Source organism: Bradyrhizobium sp. Pha-3 (assembly GCF_042258615.1).
Lineage (GTDB): Bacteria > Pseudomonadota > Alphaproteobacteria > Rhizobiales > Xanthobacteraceae > Bradyrhizobium.
In genome coordinates this window covers 6,529,261-6,542,678 of sequence record NZ_CP170152.1, presented here as the reverse complement: position 1 = coordinate 6,542,678, position 13,418 = coordinate 6,529,261, and the positions used below count along the sequence as shown (strand labels likewise).

General features: G+C 64.9%; 13 protein-coding genes. 7 read left to right on the top strand and 6 right to left on the bottom strand.

Features of this window, described 5'->3' with window-relative positions:
- Positions 1 to 8: 8 nt before the first annotated feature.
- The 5 genes from ACE10Z_RS30870 to hpaH all read right to left on the bottom strand — a co-directional run bounded on the left by ACE10Z_RS30870 (position 9) and on the right by hpaH (position 4,908).
- The gene (locus ACE10Z_RS30870) at positions 9 to 881 is read right to left on the bottom strand and encodes a fumarylacetoacetate hydrolase family protein (RefSeq protein ID WP_375784138.1); all 873 of its coding nucleotides are present in this window, start codon (positions 879 to 881) and stop codon (positions 9 to 11) included.
- Positions 882 to 1,057: 176 nt separating this feature from the next.
- Entirely contained in the window at positions 1,058 to 2,041 is a 984-nt protein-coding gene (gene hpaD, locus ACE10Z_RS30865) for a 3,4-dihydroxyphenylacetate 2,3-dioxygenase (protein ID WP_298369923.1), read from the bottom strand.
- Positions 2,042 to 2,144: 103 nt separating this feature from the next.
- Positions 2,145 to 3,689 (bottom strand): 5-carboxymethyl-2-hydroxymuconate semialdehyde dehydrogenase, encoded by a 1,545-nt coding sequence (hpaE, locus tag ACE10Z_RS30860; RefSeq protein ID WP_375784137.1) that lies wholly within the window; start codon positions 3,687 to 3,689, stop codon positions 2,145 to 2,147.
- On the bottom strand, positions 3,682 to 4,080 hold the full coding sequence (locus ACE10Z_RS30855) for a 5-carboxymethyl-2-hydroxymuconate Delta-isomerase (protein WP_375784136.1): 399 nt from the start codon (positions 4,078 to 4,080) through the stop codon (positions 3,682 to 3,684). Before ACE10Z_RS30855 ends, hpaE begins: the two co-directional genes overlap by 8 nt.
- Before the next feature lie 21 nt (positions 4,081 to 4,101).
- The gene (gene hpaH / locus ACE10Z_RS30850; protein ID WP_375784135.1) at positions 4,102 to 4,908 is read right to left on the bottom strand and encodes a 2-oxo-hept-4-ene-1,7-dioate hydratase; all 807 of its coding nucleotides are present in this window, start codon (positions 4,906 to 4,908) and stop codon (positions 4,102 to 4,104) included.
- 110 nt (positions 4,909 to 5,018) lie between these two features.
- Between hpaH and hpaR the strand changes: the two genes are divergently transcribed.
- On the top strand, positions 5,019 to 5,552 hold the full coding sequence (gene hpaR / locus ACE10Z_RS30845) for a homoprotocatechuate degradation operon regulator HpaR (protein WP_375784134.1): 534 nt from the start codon (positions 5,019 to 5,021) through the stop codon (positions 5,550 to 5,552).
- A gap of 20 nt (positions 5,553 to 5,572) precedes the next feature.
- Here the strand turns inward: hpaR and ACE10Z_RS30840 are convergent, their stop codons facing one another.
- Positions 5,573 to 6,568: a GntR family transcriptional regulator gene (locus tag ACE10Z_RS30840; protein WP_375784133.1), complete on the bottom strand. Its 996-nt coding sequence runs from the start codon at positions 6,566 to 6,568 to the stop codon at positions 5,573 to 5,575.
- A gap of 289 nt (positions 6,569 to 6,857) precedes the next feature.
- Between ACE10Z_RS30840 and ACE10Z_RS30835 the strand changes: the two genes are divergently transcribed.
- The 6 genes from ACE10Z_RS30835 (at position 6,858) to ACE10Z_RS30810 (ending at position 13,369) form a co-directional block, all read left to right on the top strand.
- The gene (locus ACE10Z_RS30835) at positions 6,858 to 8,003 is read left to right on the top strand and encodes an ABC transporter substrate-binding protein (protein WP_375784132.1); all 1,146 of its coding nucleotides are present in this window, start codon (positions 6,858 to 6,860) and stop codon (positions 8,001 to 8,003) included.
- Between the two features lie 72 nt (positions 8,004 to 8,075).
- Positions 8,076 to 8,951: a branched-chain amino acid ABC transporter permease gene (locus ACE10Z_RS30830; protein ID WP_029082157.1), complete on the top strand. Its 876-nt coding sequence runs from the start codon at positions 8,076 to 8,078 to the stop codon at positions 8,949 to 8,951.
- On the top strand, positions 8,948 to 10,720 hold the full coding sequence (locus ACE10Z_RS30825) for an ATP-binding cassette domain-containing protein (RefSeq protein ID WP_375784131.1): 1,773 nt from the start codon (positions 8,948 to 8,950) through the stop codon (positions 10,718 to 10,720). The genes ACE10Z_RS30830 and ACE10Z_RS30825 overlap by 4 nt, the downstream gene beginning before the upstream one ends.
- Complete coding sequence (locus ACE10Z_RS30820; protein ID WP_375784130.1) at positions 10,720 to 11,448, top strand: ABC transporter ATP-binding protein; 729 nt, start codon at positions 10,720 to 10,722, stop codon at positions 11,446 to 11,448. Before ACE10Z_RS30825 ends, ACE10Z_RS30820 begins: the two co-directional genes overlap by 1 nt.
- 19 nt (positions 11,449 to 11,467) lie before the next feature.
- Positions 11,468 to 12,553 (top strand): malate/lactate/ureidoglycolate dehydrogenase, encoded by a 1,086-nt coding sequence (locus ACE10Z_RS30815; protein WP_375784129.1) that lies wholly within the window; start codon positions 11,468 to 11,470, stop codon positions 12,551 to 12,553.
- A 39-nt stretch (positions 12,554 to 12,592) separates the two neighbouring features.
- The gene (locus ACE10Z_RS30810; protein ID WP_092125098.1) at positions 12,593 to 13,369 is read left to right on the top strand and encodes an HpcH/HpaI aldolase/citrate lyase family protein; all 777 of its coding nucleotides are present in this window, start codon (positions 12,593 to 12,595) and stop codon (positions 13,367 to 13,369) included.
- Positions 13,370 to 13,418: the final 49 nt, after the last annotated feature.

The window sequence follows — 13,418 nt, the reverse complement described above, 5'->3', positions numbered from 1 at the left end:
TTGCGAGGTTAGCTGGCTTCGTCGACGACGCTGTTGCGCAGCACGCCGACGCCTTCGGCCTCGACCTCGACGACATCGCCGGGCTTCAGGTAGCGCGGCGGATCGAACCGCGCACCCGCGCCGGTCGGCGTCCCCGTGACGATGATGTCGCCGGGAACCAGCGTCGTGAAGGTCGAGATGTAGTTGATGAGGTAGCGGAAGCCGAAGATCAAGCGCGAGGTGCGGTCGTCCTGCCTGACTTCGCCGTCCACCCGCGTGGTCAGGCGGATGTCGGCGATCTGCGCCTCGCTGGTGTAGGGCACGATCCAGGGGCCGAGACTGCCGGTGGAATCGAAATTCTTGCCCTGGGTGACGTTGAACTTGGCGTGGCGCACCCAGTCGCGGATGGTGCCTTCGTTGCAGAGCGTGATCGCGGCGATGTGATCGAGCGCGGCGCTCTCCGCGATATGCCGGCCGGGCTTGCCGATCACCAGCACCAGCTCGCCCTCGTAGTCGAGCTGTGGCGAGACCCGCGGCCGTACCACCGGCGTGTTGTGGCCGACGAAGGAGCGCGGCACCCGCAGGAACATGCTCGGATATTTCGGCGCGTCCGAGCCGTCCTTGTATTCGGCATTGCGGTCCGGATAGTTGACGCCGATGCAGATGATCTTTTCCGGCGCCGGGATCGGCGGCTGCCAGGCCACCGCGTCGAGCGCGTGGTCGGGCGATCGCTTGGCGGCGTCCTCCACGAGCCGCGTCAGCCCACCGGCGGCGATCGCCTCGCGCAAGGTCGGATAGTCCTTGGCGAAGCGTGACGAGAGATCGACGATGCCGGTGTCGGTGACGGCGCCATATTGCGTGACGCCGTTGACGGAATAGGTGGCGAGGCGAGGAGAGGGCATTGGTAGTCCCACAATTGGTGTCGTCCCTGCGAAGGCAGGGACCCATAACCACCGGCTTCACATTCGGGCACGCTGGGCGACGATCTTGTCCAAAACACGGGCCGGTGGTTATGGGTCCCGGCTCCGTGCGCAACCGCGCACTCGGCCGGGACGACGAGGGGATGGAGTCTTGTTCACTAATCCGCAACCAGCACGTCGGCGACGAAGCGCGGCTCGCGCACGGCCTGGCCGGCGAAGGTCGAACCTTCCTCGAACCAGGAGCGTGGCGCCGGTGCGCCCCACAGCGTCTGGCGGCGCGGATCGCGCAGCGACCAGCGCAACGGCTCATGGTCGTGATCGCCGGTGAAATAGTCGCTGGTGTAGAGCTCGATGCGGTGGCCGTCGGGATCGCGGATGTAGAGGAAGAAGGCGTTGGAGATGCCGTGCCGGCCCGGGCCGCGCTCGATGTTCGCGAGGAAGCCGGAGGAGGCCATCACGTCGCAGAGATGCACGATGTTCATCGCGGTCGGCACCCAATAGGCGATGTGGTGCAGGCGCGGGCCACGGCCGTTGGTGATGGCGAAGTCATGGACATTGCCCTTGCGGTGCATCCAGGCGGCTGCGATGCGGCCGTTGTCGCCGTCCTCCTCGGCATATTCGGTGAGGCGGAAGCCGAGCCGGGCGTAGAAGTCGACGGTGTCCTGCACCTCGGCGGCGAACACGTTGAAATGGTCGAGCCGCTGCGGATGGCAGCCCTTGTAGAGGTCGTAGCGCCGCAAGAGATGCGGGCGCTTCTCCATCGTGGCGTAGAGCTCGATCTGGAAGCCGAACGGATCGGTGAATTGCAGCGTGCGGCCCTGGAACGGCTGGTCGACGAAGGCATAGGCGATGCCGTTCTCGGAGAAAAACGCCGCCGCCTTGTCAAGGTCGCCGTCATTGCCGACCTTGAAACCGAGGCGGTTGCAGGCAGCTTTCGCCGCCTTGCGCAGCACGACCGAGTGATGCTGATGCTCTTCGCTGGCACGCAGATACACCGATTTGTCGTCGCGGTCCTCGATATGGAGGCCGACGGTCTTCTCGTAGAAGGCGGCGCTCTTCTCCAAATCCGTGACGTCGAGCACGGCATGGCTGCAGCGGATGATGTTGAACGGCGGATCGAAGACGTGTGTTGGCACCGGCATGGCGTGTTCCCTCAATTTTATCCGTCATTCCGGGGCGATGCGCAGCATCGAACCCGGAATCTCGAGGTTCCGGGTTCGCTTCGCGCCCCAGAACGACGTGCAATCACATTCCCAGTTTCTGAATCTTGTGCGTCCCGCGCGCGAGCGAGACGTGCTTGGTTTCCATGTAGAAGTCGAACGAGTAGTCGCCGCCGTCGCGGCCGATGCCGGACGCTTTCATGCCACCGAACGGGGTCGGCAGGTGGCGGACGTTTTCCGAGTTGAGCCAGATCATGCCGGCTTCGAGCGCGTCCGCGACACGCAGCGCGCGGCCCACGTCGCCGGTCCAGACATAGCCGGCAAGGCCGTACTGCACGCCGTTGGCGATCTCGACGGCGTCAGCCTCGTCCTTGAACGGGATCACGGTCAGGAACGGACCGAACACTTCCTGCTGGGCCACGCGCATTGTCGCGTTGGCGCCGGTGACGAGGGTTGGCTGCACGTAGTGCCCGCCGCCCGGACCGTCATGCGGCTTGCCGCCGACCGCGATCGTCGCGCCGTCCTGCCTGGCGACGTCGAAATAGCTGCAGACCTTGGCGAAGTGCCGTTCGTGGATCAGCGGCCCGATCTCGGTCGCCGGATCGAGGGGGTGACCGACCTTGAGCGCCTTCACGCGCGCGGTCAGCTTCTCGATGAATTTTTCGGCGATGCTCTCCTGGACCAGCAGCCGGCTCGACGAGGTGCAGCGCTCGCCGTTGAGCGAGTAGATCATGAACACGACGGCATCGAGCGCGCGGTCGAGATCGGCATCATCGAACACGATCACCGGATTCTTGCCGCCGAGCTCGAAATGCACGCGCTTCAGGGTCGGCGCGCCCTGCGCCATGATCGCGGAGCCCGTCGTGCTCTCGCCGACGAAGCCGATCGCCTTGATCGCGGGGTGCTCGGTCAGTGCCTTGCCGGCGTCCTCGCCGAAGCCGTGCACGGTGTTGAACACGCCGTCGGGCAGACCGGCCTGTTTTGCGAGTTTGACCAGCAGATCGGCGGTCACCGGCGACCATTCCGCCGGCTTGTGTACGACCGTGCAGCCCGCCGCCAGCGCAGGTGCGATCTTCCAGGTGGAGAGCATGAACGGCGTGTTCCACGGCGTGATCACGCCGACCGGCCCGATCGGCACGCGGGTCGAGATGTTCCAGTGCTCGTCCGAGGGCGTGTTGAGGCCGTCGCGGGCTTCGCCGCATTTGTCGGCGAAGAAGCGGAAGTTCTCGGCGGCGCGGATCGCCGCCTTGGCCATGAAGCGGTGCGCCTGGCCGGTGTCGATGCATTCGAGCACGGCGATGTCGTCGGCGCGCTCCTCGATCGCGTCAGCGACGCGATGCAGCAGCTTGCGCCGCTGCGCCGCCGGCATGTCGCGCCAGGCCTTGAAGGCCTTGGACGCGGCTGTGGCCGCCCGGTCGATATCCTCCGCGTTGCCGCGCGCGACGGTCGCCAGCACGGTGCCGTCGATCGGCGATTTGGTCTCGAAGGTCTGGCCGGAAGCCGCCGGCACGACCTTGCCGTCGATCACATGGCCGATGCCTTCGGCTTTCAGCTTGGCGAGCAGCGGACCGGCGCGATCGCGGTTGGCCTGGAACAGGTCAGCTGTGGATTTTGGGGTGGCTTTATCCATTGACCGTCTCCACCTTCAGTGCCTCGTGGATGTTGTTGCGTTTCCAGCTCGTTTCCTTGTCGTTGATCTGCATGTCGAACGACAGAGCGAACTTGCTGTTGGCGAATACCGGATCGAGATGGGCGGACAGCGCCTTGAAGATATGCTCGCCGGCCTTCTTGCGGGTGGCGAGGTCGCGGCCTTCGCCGAGCCGCAGCACCATGTCGAGGAAGCCGTAGGTCTTGCGGCCGTCGGCGATCGCGTAGTGCTCGCATCTGACGGCGCGGACCCGGATGCCGCCGAGCGGGAAGATGCCGGTCTCGACCGCGGCCTTGCGGACCAGTTCGACGGTAGCGCCCATGTCGACGAGGCCGTCGAGATTGGCGGAGTATTCAATCGTGAAATGCGGCATGCAGCTCTCCTGCTGAGTGCGTCAGGCGAAGTAGCAGCTCACGGAACCGTAAGGTCCGTAGTCGGCCTGGATGGTGTCGCCCTTGCGGGTCTCGATCGGGCGGATGAAGGAGCCTGCCAGCACGATCTGCCCGGCCTCCAGCGCCAGCCCGTTCGGCGCGATCTTGTTGGCAAGCCATGCCACCGCGGTCGCCGGATGATTCAACACGCCGGCAGCCAGACCGGTTTCCTCGAGCTGGCCGTTACGGAAGCAGAGCGCGCCGATCCAGCGCAGATCGGCGTCCAGCGGGCGGATCGGCCGGCCGCCGAGCACGATGCCGGCATTGGCGGCGTTGTCGGCGATGGTGTCGAAGATCTTGCGCGTTGCCTTGGTCTCGGGGTCGACGCGCTCGACCCTGGTATCCAGGATCTCTAGCGCGGGCACCACGAAGTCGGTGGCGTTGAGCACGTCGAACAGCGTGCAGTTCGGCCCCTCCAGGCGATGCTTCATCACGAAGGCGAGCTCGGCCTCGACGCGGGTTGCGATGAAGCGATCGGTCGGCACCAGGCCGCCATCGGCAAAGAACATGTCGTCGAGCAGGATGCCCGAGTCAGGCTCGTCGATATTGAGCGCGCTCTGCATCGCCTTCGAGGTCAGGCCGATCTTGTGGCCCTTGACGACGCGGCCCTGCGCCACCTTCATCTCGACCCAGGCCTTCTGAATCGCGTAGGCGTCTTCGAGGGTGATGCGGGGGTGTTCCAGCGACAGCTGGCGGATTTGCTTGCGGGTCTTTTCCGCGTTGTCGAGCCGTTGGGCTGCAGCGCGGATATCGTCCTTGGAGAGGGCCATGCGTGCTACACAAAAGTGGATGTCGGAAGATGATTAACATGTTAAGTGATTTCCCGCAAACTGAATCAGGGCATGTTGCAACGCAAAATTTTGTTGCGGTGGATTAGGCGATGGCGCGCAAGAAATTGGATGAGATCCGGCCGGGGCAGGGCGACGACGCCTCGTCGCGACGGACCCCGATGCGCGAGTTCTCCCGCTCGCTGCCGATGTCGCTGCTCCGGGCGCGCGAGGCGGTGATGCGGCAGTTCCGTCCGTCGCTGCGCAATCACGGGCTGACCGAGCAGCAGTGGCGGATTTTGCGTGCGCTCACCGCGGTCGACGAGATCGAGGTCACCGAGCTCGCCCGCGTGGCGTTTCTGCTCGGCCCGAGCCTGTCGCGAATCCTGCGCGATCTCGAGGCCCGCGCGTTGATCGAGCGCAAGGCGGCGGAGAACGACGGGCGGCGCGCGGTGGTCTCGATCTCGGCCAAGGGGTTGAAGCTGATCGAGGCGGTGGCGCCGACGTCAGAGGCGATCTACGCCGAGATCACAAGGCGATATGGCGCGCGCAAGCTTGCCGAGTTGCACGAAATGCTGGGCGCGCTGGAGGCAAGCCTCGCCGCAATGGGCTCGGCCGATGACGCCGAAGCCGAGGCCGACGAGTAGCCGATGCGCGGCAATGCCGCTCAGGCCATGTAGGGCACGCGGGAGATCACGTTGATGGCACGGAATTCGGCGATCCAGCCGGCGACCTTGGAGTGCGACCACTCGATATGGCGGCGCAGGGTCGCGGCGGCCGCTTCGCCGTCGCGCGCGCGCAGGGCTTCGAAGATCACCAGATGCTCGTCCATGAAGGAATCGATCTGCGGCGCGGTCAGCGCGACCTGGATGTGCTTGCCGATCACGAAGGCGCAGTGGGTGCGCTTGAGCGCCTCAATCATCTCGCGATTGACGCCGTAACCCAGGCAGCGGATGTGGAGGTCGCCCTCGATCTCATCGAGCTCGCCGACGCCGACGCGGCTGCGGAATTGGATCCCCTCGCGCAGCCGCTCCGCCATCCGGTCGAGCAGTGCCGCAGGAATTCTCGCCGCAGCGGATTTGAGCAGCAGCGGCTCGAGGGTTGCGCGCACCTCGAAGATGTCGCGGAGGCGATCCTCATCCAGCGGCACGACATACCAATGCGCCTTGGCGCCTTTCTCCAGGATTCCGATCGCCTGCGCACGTAGCAGCAGATTGCGCGCAACCGTGCGCCCCACACGAAAGTGCCGTGCCAATGCGAGCTCGCTGACGCGGAAGCGTCCGAACAGCGAACGGTAGATGATCTCGCGTTCGAGCTTGTAATAGAGCGCATCCCAGGCGTCGCTGCGCACCGCCTCGACGGGGCCGTCGGTCAGCCCGAACATCTCCGGCGTGATCGGGACGCGCCGCGGTTCGACCTGGCGCTTGCCGGCGATGACGCCGCGGCCGTCGAAGCGGCGCACCAGGCCGATCTGCTCGAGCTGTTCGAAAGCCTGCCGCACCGGCGAGCGGCTTGAGCCGAACAAGGTCGCGATCGCCGATTCGGAGAGAACCGTGCCGGGTGGCACGTCGCCGGCCCGGATGTGCCTTGCCAATGCGCTCTTGATCAGCGCGTAGGCCGGCTGTTTCCGTCTGGTCTGCGATTTCGCTCTTGGAATCGACATCGATGACTGCCCGCCGGTCACACTATCACGTGATCCCGCCATGGTCGCTGGTAGCAGGCATTTACGCACCGTTGCCAGAGAATTTTTGACTATTGCGTGCAATGTGCAATCATGCTTAGCTACGTCAAACGCCAGATTGATGGCCGCCGCTGCGCGTCTTGTGCGCTGCAGCGGGGCTCACGTTTGTTCGCCGCGCCGATCGATGGCTGCGGATAGGGCAACAGATCGACGCGTCAGCTCGTCTCAACGAAGCCGACATGCAAGTTCGGCGCACCAAAGGGAGGATTGAATGAAACTGACGAGGCGTGAGTTTTCCGCCGGCTTGGCGGCAGGTCTCGCTGCTCCCGCGCTGATGCGCAGCGCTTGGGCGCAGGGCGCGACGATCAAGATCGGCATGTGCGTGCCGGTGACCGGACCGGCCGCGGAGCAGGGCCTTTGGGCCCAGAACGGCGCCAAGCTGGCGCTGGCCGCGGTCAACAAGGCCGGCGGCGTGCTCGGCAAGCAGGTCGAGCTCGTCATCGAGGACGACCAGACCACCAATCCGGGCATCGTGCTGGCGTTCTCCAAGCTTGCCGCGCAGTCCGACATCGTTGCCTTCCTCGGCTCGATCCGTTCGACCCAGGTGCAGGCGATGGCGCCCGACGTGATCAAGGTCGGCAAGCCCGTGATGATCGGCGGCACCAATCCCGATCTCACCCATTCCGGCAATCCGTGGCTGTTCCGCTTCCGTCCGAATGACAATTACTCCGGCCGCGTGATCGCCGACTTCGGCGTCAACACGCTCGGCAAGAAGAAATGGGCGATCGTCCATTCCACCGACGCCTTCGGCACCGCGGGCGGCAAGGCCCTCACCGAGGCGCTGACCAAGCTCGGTGCGCCGCCGGTGCTCGATCAGGGCTACGCCAACCAGAGCCAGGACTTCACCCCGGTCGTGCTGGCCGTGAAACAGTCCGGCGCCGACGTGCTCGGCACCTACTTCACCTTCGAGAACGATCTCGGCATCTTTGCTCGGCAGTTGCGCCAACTCGGCGTCAACATCCCCTGGGTCGGCTCGCCCTCGGTGGTGGCGGTCTCCTCGACCAAGCTCGCCGGCCCGGCGCTGTTCGGCACCTACGGGGTCGCCGACTTCGCCGAAGATTCGAGCGATACCGCGAAGGCGTTCGGCAAGTCCTATCGTGATGCCTACAAGACCGCGCCCGACAACCAGGCCGCCTGGCCGTATGATGCGATCACCATCCTGTCGGCGGCGATCAACAAGGCCGGCTCGACCGATCCGAGCAAGATCCGCGACGCCATCCTGGCGACGCAGAAATTCGCCGGTGCCGAAGGCGAGTATAATTTCGACAAGAACGGCGACGGCCTGCACGGCTACAATGTCGTGAAGAACGACAAGGGCAAGATCGTCTACGACAAGCACATCGACTTCAACGATTGATCGCGGCTCGGCCTCGCCGGCGAAACCGGCGAGGCCGATCTTCTGCGCACACTGTTCTGATCGAGCGCTGTCATGGATCTGGTACTACAACTGCTGTTCACCGGTATCGGCATCGGCGCGGTCTACGCGCTGGTGGCGCTCGGTTTCGTGCTGATCTTCCGCGCCACCAACGTGGTGAACTTCGCGCAAGGCGAATTCTCGATGGTGGCCGCCTATCTGATGGTGGTGTTCTCGGTCGATCTCGGCTGGCCTTACTGGCTGTCCTTCCTGATCGCGCTCGCCGGCATGGCGCTGTTCGGTGTCATCTTCAATCTCGGCGTCTACTATCCGCTGCGCCACCGCACCTATCTGCCCGTCATCATCGCCACCATCGGCGCCTCGATCCTGCTGTCGAACTCGGTGCTTGCGATCTACGGCCCGCAGCCGCAGGTGCTGCAGGGCTGGTTCGATACGCCCGGCATCCAGCTCGGCCCGGTCTATCTCGACAGCCAGTATTTGTTGATCATCGGCGTCACCATCCTCCTGGTGCTGTTCAACTTCTGGTTCTTCGAGAAGACGCTGCTCGGCAAGAAGCTGCAGGCGACCTCGCAGGACAAGGAGATGGCCTCGCTGCTCGGCATTTCCGTCTCCACCATGATCATGATCACCTTCATCTATTCGGCCGTGCTCGGCGGCCTCGCCGGCATCCTGGTGGCGCCGGTGCTGTTCGTCTCGATCCAGATGGGCTCGACGATTGCGCTGAAGGCGTTTGCCGCGACCATCATCGGCGGCTTCGGCGATGTCGCCGGCGCCATCGTCGGCGGCCTCGCGCTCGGCGTCATCGAGACATTCGGCGCTGCCTACATTTCGGTGCCGTACAAGGACGGCTTTGCCTTCCTGGTGCTGATCGCTTTCCTGGTGTTCCGGCCGCAGGGCATCTTCGGCGAACGGGTCGCGGAGAAAGCATGAGCGCCAGCGACAACACGATTCCGGCGCCCGCCGTGCGCTCGAAACCGCTGATCATCCGTCATCTGCCGTATTTCATCGGCGCAGCCGCGCTGGTAGCGCTCGCCGCCGGCATGCAGTTCGACGGCTACATCCTCAACATCCTGCTGCAAGCCACGACCTTCTCGATCGCGGTGTTCGGGTTGTCGGTCGTGCTCGGCCTGTGCGGCCAGATCAACCTGGCGCAGGCCGCGTTCTTCGGCTTCGGCGCCTATGCCGTCGGCCTCGGCACCGCCGACCTGCATCTGAACTTCTGGCTGTGCCTGGTCGGTGCCTGCGCGATCACGCTGGTCGCCGGCGCGTTTCTGGGCATGTCGACGCTGCGGCTCGGCGGCCATTACCTTGCGATGGTGACGATCTCATTCCAGCAGATCGTGACGCTGGTGATGATCAACGCCATCGGCCTGACCCACGGGCCGGACGGCGTCGCCAACATTCGGCGGCCCGAGCTGTTCCAGTCCTCGCAGAGCTATCTCGCCTTCTGCGTCGCGATGCTTGCGATCGTCGGCTATCTGGTCTGGCACCTGCCTGACACCAAGCTTGGCCGCGCCATGCGTGCGGTGCGCGACAATGAGCTCGCGGCCGGCGTCAACGGCATCGACGTGTTCCGTACCAAGGTCTACGCCTTCGCGGTGTGTGCGGTGCTCGGCGGGCTTGCGGGCGGCCTGTTCGCCGGCGGCTTTGCTTACGTCAGTCCGGATCAGTTCTCGTTCGCGGAATCCATTCAGTTCCTGACCATGTCGCTGCTCGGCGGCGTGGCCTCGCCGATCGGCTCGGCGATCGGCACCGGGCTGTTGATCCTGATCCCGGAATGGCTGCGTTTCCTCAAGAGCGTGCCCGGTCTCTACCTCGCGATCTACGGCCTGTCGGTGATCCTGATCATCCGCTTCATGCCGGATGGCATCTGGGGCTTCGTGTCCGACGCGTTCACGCGTTGGCGCGCGCACACCAAGGCGCCGCCGGTTGCCGGAGCGCTCCAGCTCAAGCCCGCGACCACTGGCGGCGACATCGTGCTCGAGGTCACCGGGCTCTCGAAGCATTTTGGCGGCCTCAAGGCGGTCGACGGCGTCGATATCGCGGTGAAGCGCGGCAGCGTGCACGCGCTGATCGGACCCAACGGTTCCGGCAAGACCACGACGCTGAACGTGCTGTCCGGTCTCTACAAGGCGACCGCGGGCAAGATCGTGCTCGACGGTACCGACATCACCAGCATGGCGCCGCATCAGCGCACCGCGGCGGGGCTCGGCCGCACCTTCCAGAACATCCGCCTGTTCCGCTCGATGACCGCGCTGGAGAACGTCGAGATCGGGGCCGAGCGGCCCGGCAACACCATGATCGGGAAGGGTGACGATGCGCTGACCGAGCGCGCGATGGAGGCTTTGACCTTCGTCGGCCTCGGCAACCGCGCCAACGAGCTGATCTCGAGCTTCTCCTACGGCCACCAGCGCCTGATCGAGATTGCGCGCGCACTGGCGTCGAACCCGACGCTGCTGCTGCTCGACGAGCCAGCCGCCGGCCTCAACTCGACCGAGAAGCTCGAATTGCATGAGCTGCTCAAGCGCATCGCAGCGCAGGGCCTCACAATCCTGATCATCGATCATGACATGACGCTGGTTTCGGAAGCCGCCCAGCACATCACCGTGCTGAACTTCGGACGCCGTATCGCCGACGGCGAGTCCATGGCGGTGCTGCGTCATCCCGACGTCGTCTCCGCCTATCTCGGGAGCGAATGATGCCGCTGCTCGAAATCCGCAACCTCGTGGTCCGCTACGGCGAGATCGAAGCGCTGCGCGGCGTCAGCATCGCCGTGGAGCAGGGGCAGGTGGTCACGCTGCTCGGTGCCAATGGCGCCGGCAAGTCGACCACGCTGCGCGCAATCTCAGGCCTCGCCAAACCCGCGTCCGGCGACATCCTGTTCGACGGTCACTCGATCGCAGGCCTCGGGCCGGAAGCGATCGCGCGGCTCGGCATTTCGCATGTGCCGGAAGGCCGCCGCGTATTCCCGGGCCTCACCGTGAAAGAGAACATCATGCTCGGCGCGTCGAACCGGAAGGCCGGGGCGTCGCAGATCTCGCGCGAGGCCGATGCGATGTTCGACCTGTTCCCGGACATCCGCGCCTTCTCCAACGCGCTCGGCTGGACGCTGTCCGGCGGCCAGCTGCAGATGGTGGCGGTGGCGCGCGGGCTGATGGCCAAGCCGCGGTTGTTGCTGCTCGACGAGCCGTCGCTCGGGCTGGCGCCTGTCATCGTCCAGGCGGTGTTCCGCATCATTTCGCAGATCAGGAAGGACACCACGGTCTTGCTGGTCGAGCAAAATGCGCGCATGGGACTTTCAGTCGCCGACCATGGCTTCGTCCTGGAAACCGGGCGGATCGTGCTGGGCGGCAAGCCCGACGAATTGTGGGGCAATGAAGCCATCGCCGCGGCCTATCTCGGCGGCCACGCCAAAACCCACGCCTAATCAAGCGAGCTATCCGTCCATGGTCACCATCAAGGTCGATAATCTCATCAACTTCGTGTCCGAAGTGTTTTCCCATTCGGAGTCCTCTCCGGAAGAGGCGAAGCGCATCGCGACCTACCTGACGACCGCGAACCTCACCGGGCATGACAGCCACGGCGTGATCCGCGTGCCGGTCTATGTCAGGTGGAAGAAGATGGGCTCGATCGTGCCGAACCAGACCCCCGAGGTCGTGGTCGACACGCCGTCGCTCGCGGTGGTCGACGGCAAGTTCGGCTATGGCCAGACCGTCACGCCGGTTGCAGTGAGACTCGGCATCGAGAAGTGCAAGAAGGCGGGGCTTGCTGCGGTCGCGTTGCGCAACTCCGGCCATCTCGGCCGCGTCGGCGACTGGGCCGAAATGGCCGCCGCCGAAGGCCTTGTGTCTGTTCATTTCGTGACTGCGGCGGGCTCGCTCTTGGTCGCGCCTTACGGCGGCGTCGAGAAGCGGTTGTCGACGGCGCCCTATTGCGTCGGCATTCCGCGCCAGGGCCAGGACCCGATCGTGCTCGATTTCGCGACCTCCGTCGTCGCCGAGGGCAAGTGCCTGGTCGCAAGCCGCGGCGGCAAGAAGCTGCCGATTGGCGCGCTCGTCGATGCCGACGGCACGCTGAGCGAGGATCCGCATGTGCTGTATGGCCCGTACACATCAGATGGGCCGCGCGACCATACCAAGGGAACCGGCGCGATCCGCGCCTTCGGTGATCACAAGGGCTCGGGTCTTGCCTTCATCTGCGAACTGCTCGGCGGCGCGCTGACCGGCACCGGCGCGACGTCGTCGGACCGGCGCTTCGCCAACGGCATGATGGCGTTCTACATCGATCCCAAGGTGATCGACACCAGCAATTTCTTCGACGGCGAAATCACCCGCTACACCGATTTCATCCGCGCCACCAAGCCGATCGCGGGCACGGATTCCGTGCTGGTTCCGGGCGATCCCGAGCGGAAAACCCGTGCCGATCGCACCAGGAATGGCATCCCCTTGCCTGACGACACCTGGGCGGCGATAGTGAATACCGCGCGCGAAGTCGGCGTCAGCGAAGTTTCGATCCAGCGGGCGACCAGCTGAGGCTCGTCCCCCAATAAACCGCAAAGGGAAACGCGATCAATGGCAAACAAGGTCAAGCAAGTCTGGGCATCGGGCAAGGCGGTGGTGAACGCGTGGCTCGCGATCCCTTCCGGGTTCTCGGCCGAAGTGATCGCGCAATGCGGCTTCGACAGCGTCACCGTCGACATGCAGCATGGCGTGCAGGATTATCAGTCGATGGTGCAGTGCTTCCAGTCGATGCATGCCCATCCGGTCACGCCGATGGTCCGCGTGCCGTGGAATGAGCCGGGCATCATCGGCAAGGTGCTGGACGGCGGCGCCTATGGCGTGATCTGCCCGATGGTCAACACGCCGCAGGAAGCCAAGAACCTCGTCTCCTACGCCAAGTATCCGCCGAAGGGCGTGCGCTCCAACGGTCCGATCCGCGCCGGCATGTACGGCTCGGCCGGCACCTATCAGCAGACCGCCAACGACGAGATCGTGCTGCTGCCGATGATGGAAACCAAGACCGCGGTCGAGAACATGGAAGCGATCCTCGATGTCGAAGGCATCGACGGCGTCTATATCGGCCCGTCCGACCTCGGCTTCTCCTACGGTCTGGTGCCGAAGCTCGATCGCGATGAGCCCGAGATCCTCAAGATCTACGAGAAGATCATCAAGGAGTGCGGCAAGCGCGGCCTTAACCCGGGCATCCACTGCTCCGGCGCCGAGGGCGCGGTGCGCGCGATCAACATGGGCTTCAAGCTCGTGACGCTGTCGAACGAAGTCGGCCTGATGCAGGTCTACGCCAGGATGCAGGTCAACCAGACCCGCGAGAAGTCCGGCGGCAAGGCGTAAGTCTATCCTCTCCCTCGCCCCGCTCTCTTGTCCGCCGAAGCCCGCCTTC

Excerpts from the sequence above, each read along its gene's own strand:
- ACE10Z_RS30870 (WP_375784138.1), bottom strand. The coding sequence starts at position 881 with ATGCCCTCTCCTCGCCTCGCCACCTATTCCGTCAACGGCGTCACGCAA.
- hpaD (WP_298369923.1), bottom strand. The coding sequence starts at position 2,041 with ATGCCGGTGCCAACACACGTCTTCGATCCGCCGTTCAACATCATCCGC.
- hpaE (WP_375784137.1), bottom strand. The coding sequence starts at position 3,689 with ATGGATAAAGCCACCCCAAAATCCACAGCTGACCTGTTCCAGGCCAAC.
- ACE10Z_RS30855 (WP_375784136.1), bottom strand. The coding sequence starts at position 4,080 with ATGCCGCATTTCACGATTGAATACTCCGCCAATCTCGACGGCCTCGTC.
- hpaH (WP_375784135.1), bottom strand. The coding sequence starts at position 4,908 with ATGGCCCTCTCCAAGGACGATATCCGCGCTGCAGCCCAACGGCTCGAC.
- hpaR (WP_375784134.1), top strand. The coding sequence starts at position 5,019 with ATGGCGCGCAAGAAATTGGATGAGATCCGGCCGGGGCAGGGCGACGAC.
- ACE10Z_RS30840 (WP_375784133.1), bottom strand. The coding sequence starts at position 6,568 with ATGTCGATTCCAAGAGCGAAATCGCAGACCAGACGGAAACAGCCGGCC.
- ACE10Z_RS30835 (WP_375784132.1), top strand. The coding sequence starts at position 6,858 with ATGAAACTGACGAGGCGTGAGTTTTCCGCCGGCTTGGCGGCAGGTCTC.
- ACE10Z_RS30830 (WP_029082157.1), top strand. The coding sequence starts at position 8,076 with ATGGATCTGGTACTACAACTGCTGTTCACCGGTATCGGCATCGGCGCG.
- ACE10Z_RS30825 (WP_375784131.1), top strand. The coding sequence starts at position 8,948 with ATGAGCGCCAGCGACAACACGATTCCGGCGCCCGCCGTGCGCTCGAAA.
- ACE10Z_RS30820 (WP_375784130.1), top strand. The coding sequence starts at position 10,720 with ATGCCGCTGCTCGAAATCCGCAACCTCGTGGTCCGCTACGGCGAGATC.
- ACE10Z_RS30815 (WP_375784129.1), top strand. The coding sequence starts at position 11,468 with ATGGTCACCATCAAGGTCGATAATCTCATCAACTTCGTGTCCGAAGTG.
- ACE10Z_RS30810 (WP_092125098.1), top strand. The coding sequence starts at position 12,593 with ATGGCAAACAAGGTCAAGCAAGTCTGGGCATCGGGCAAGGCGGTGGTG.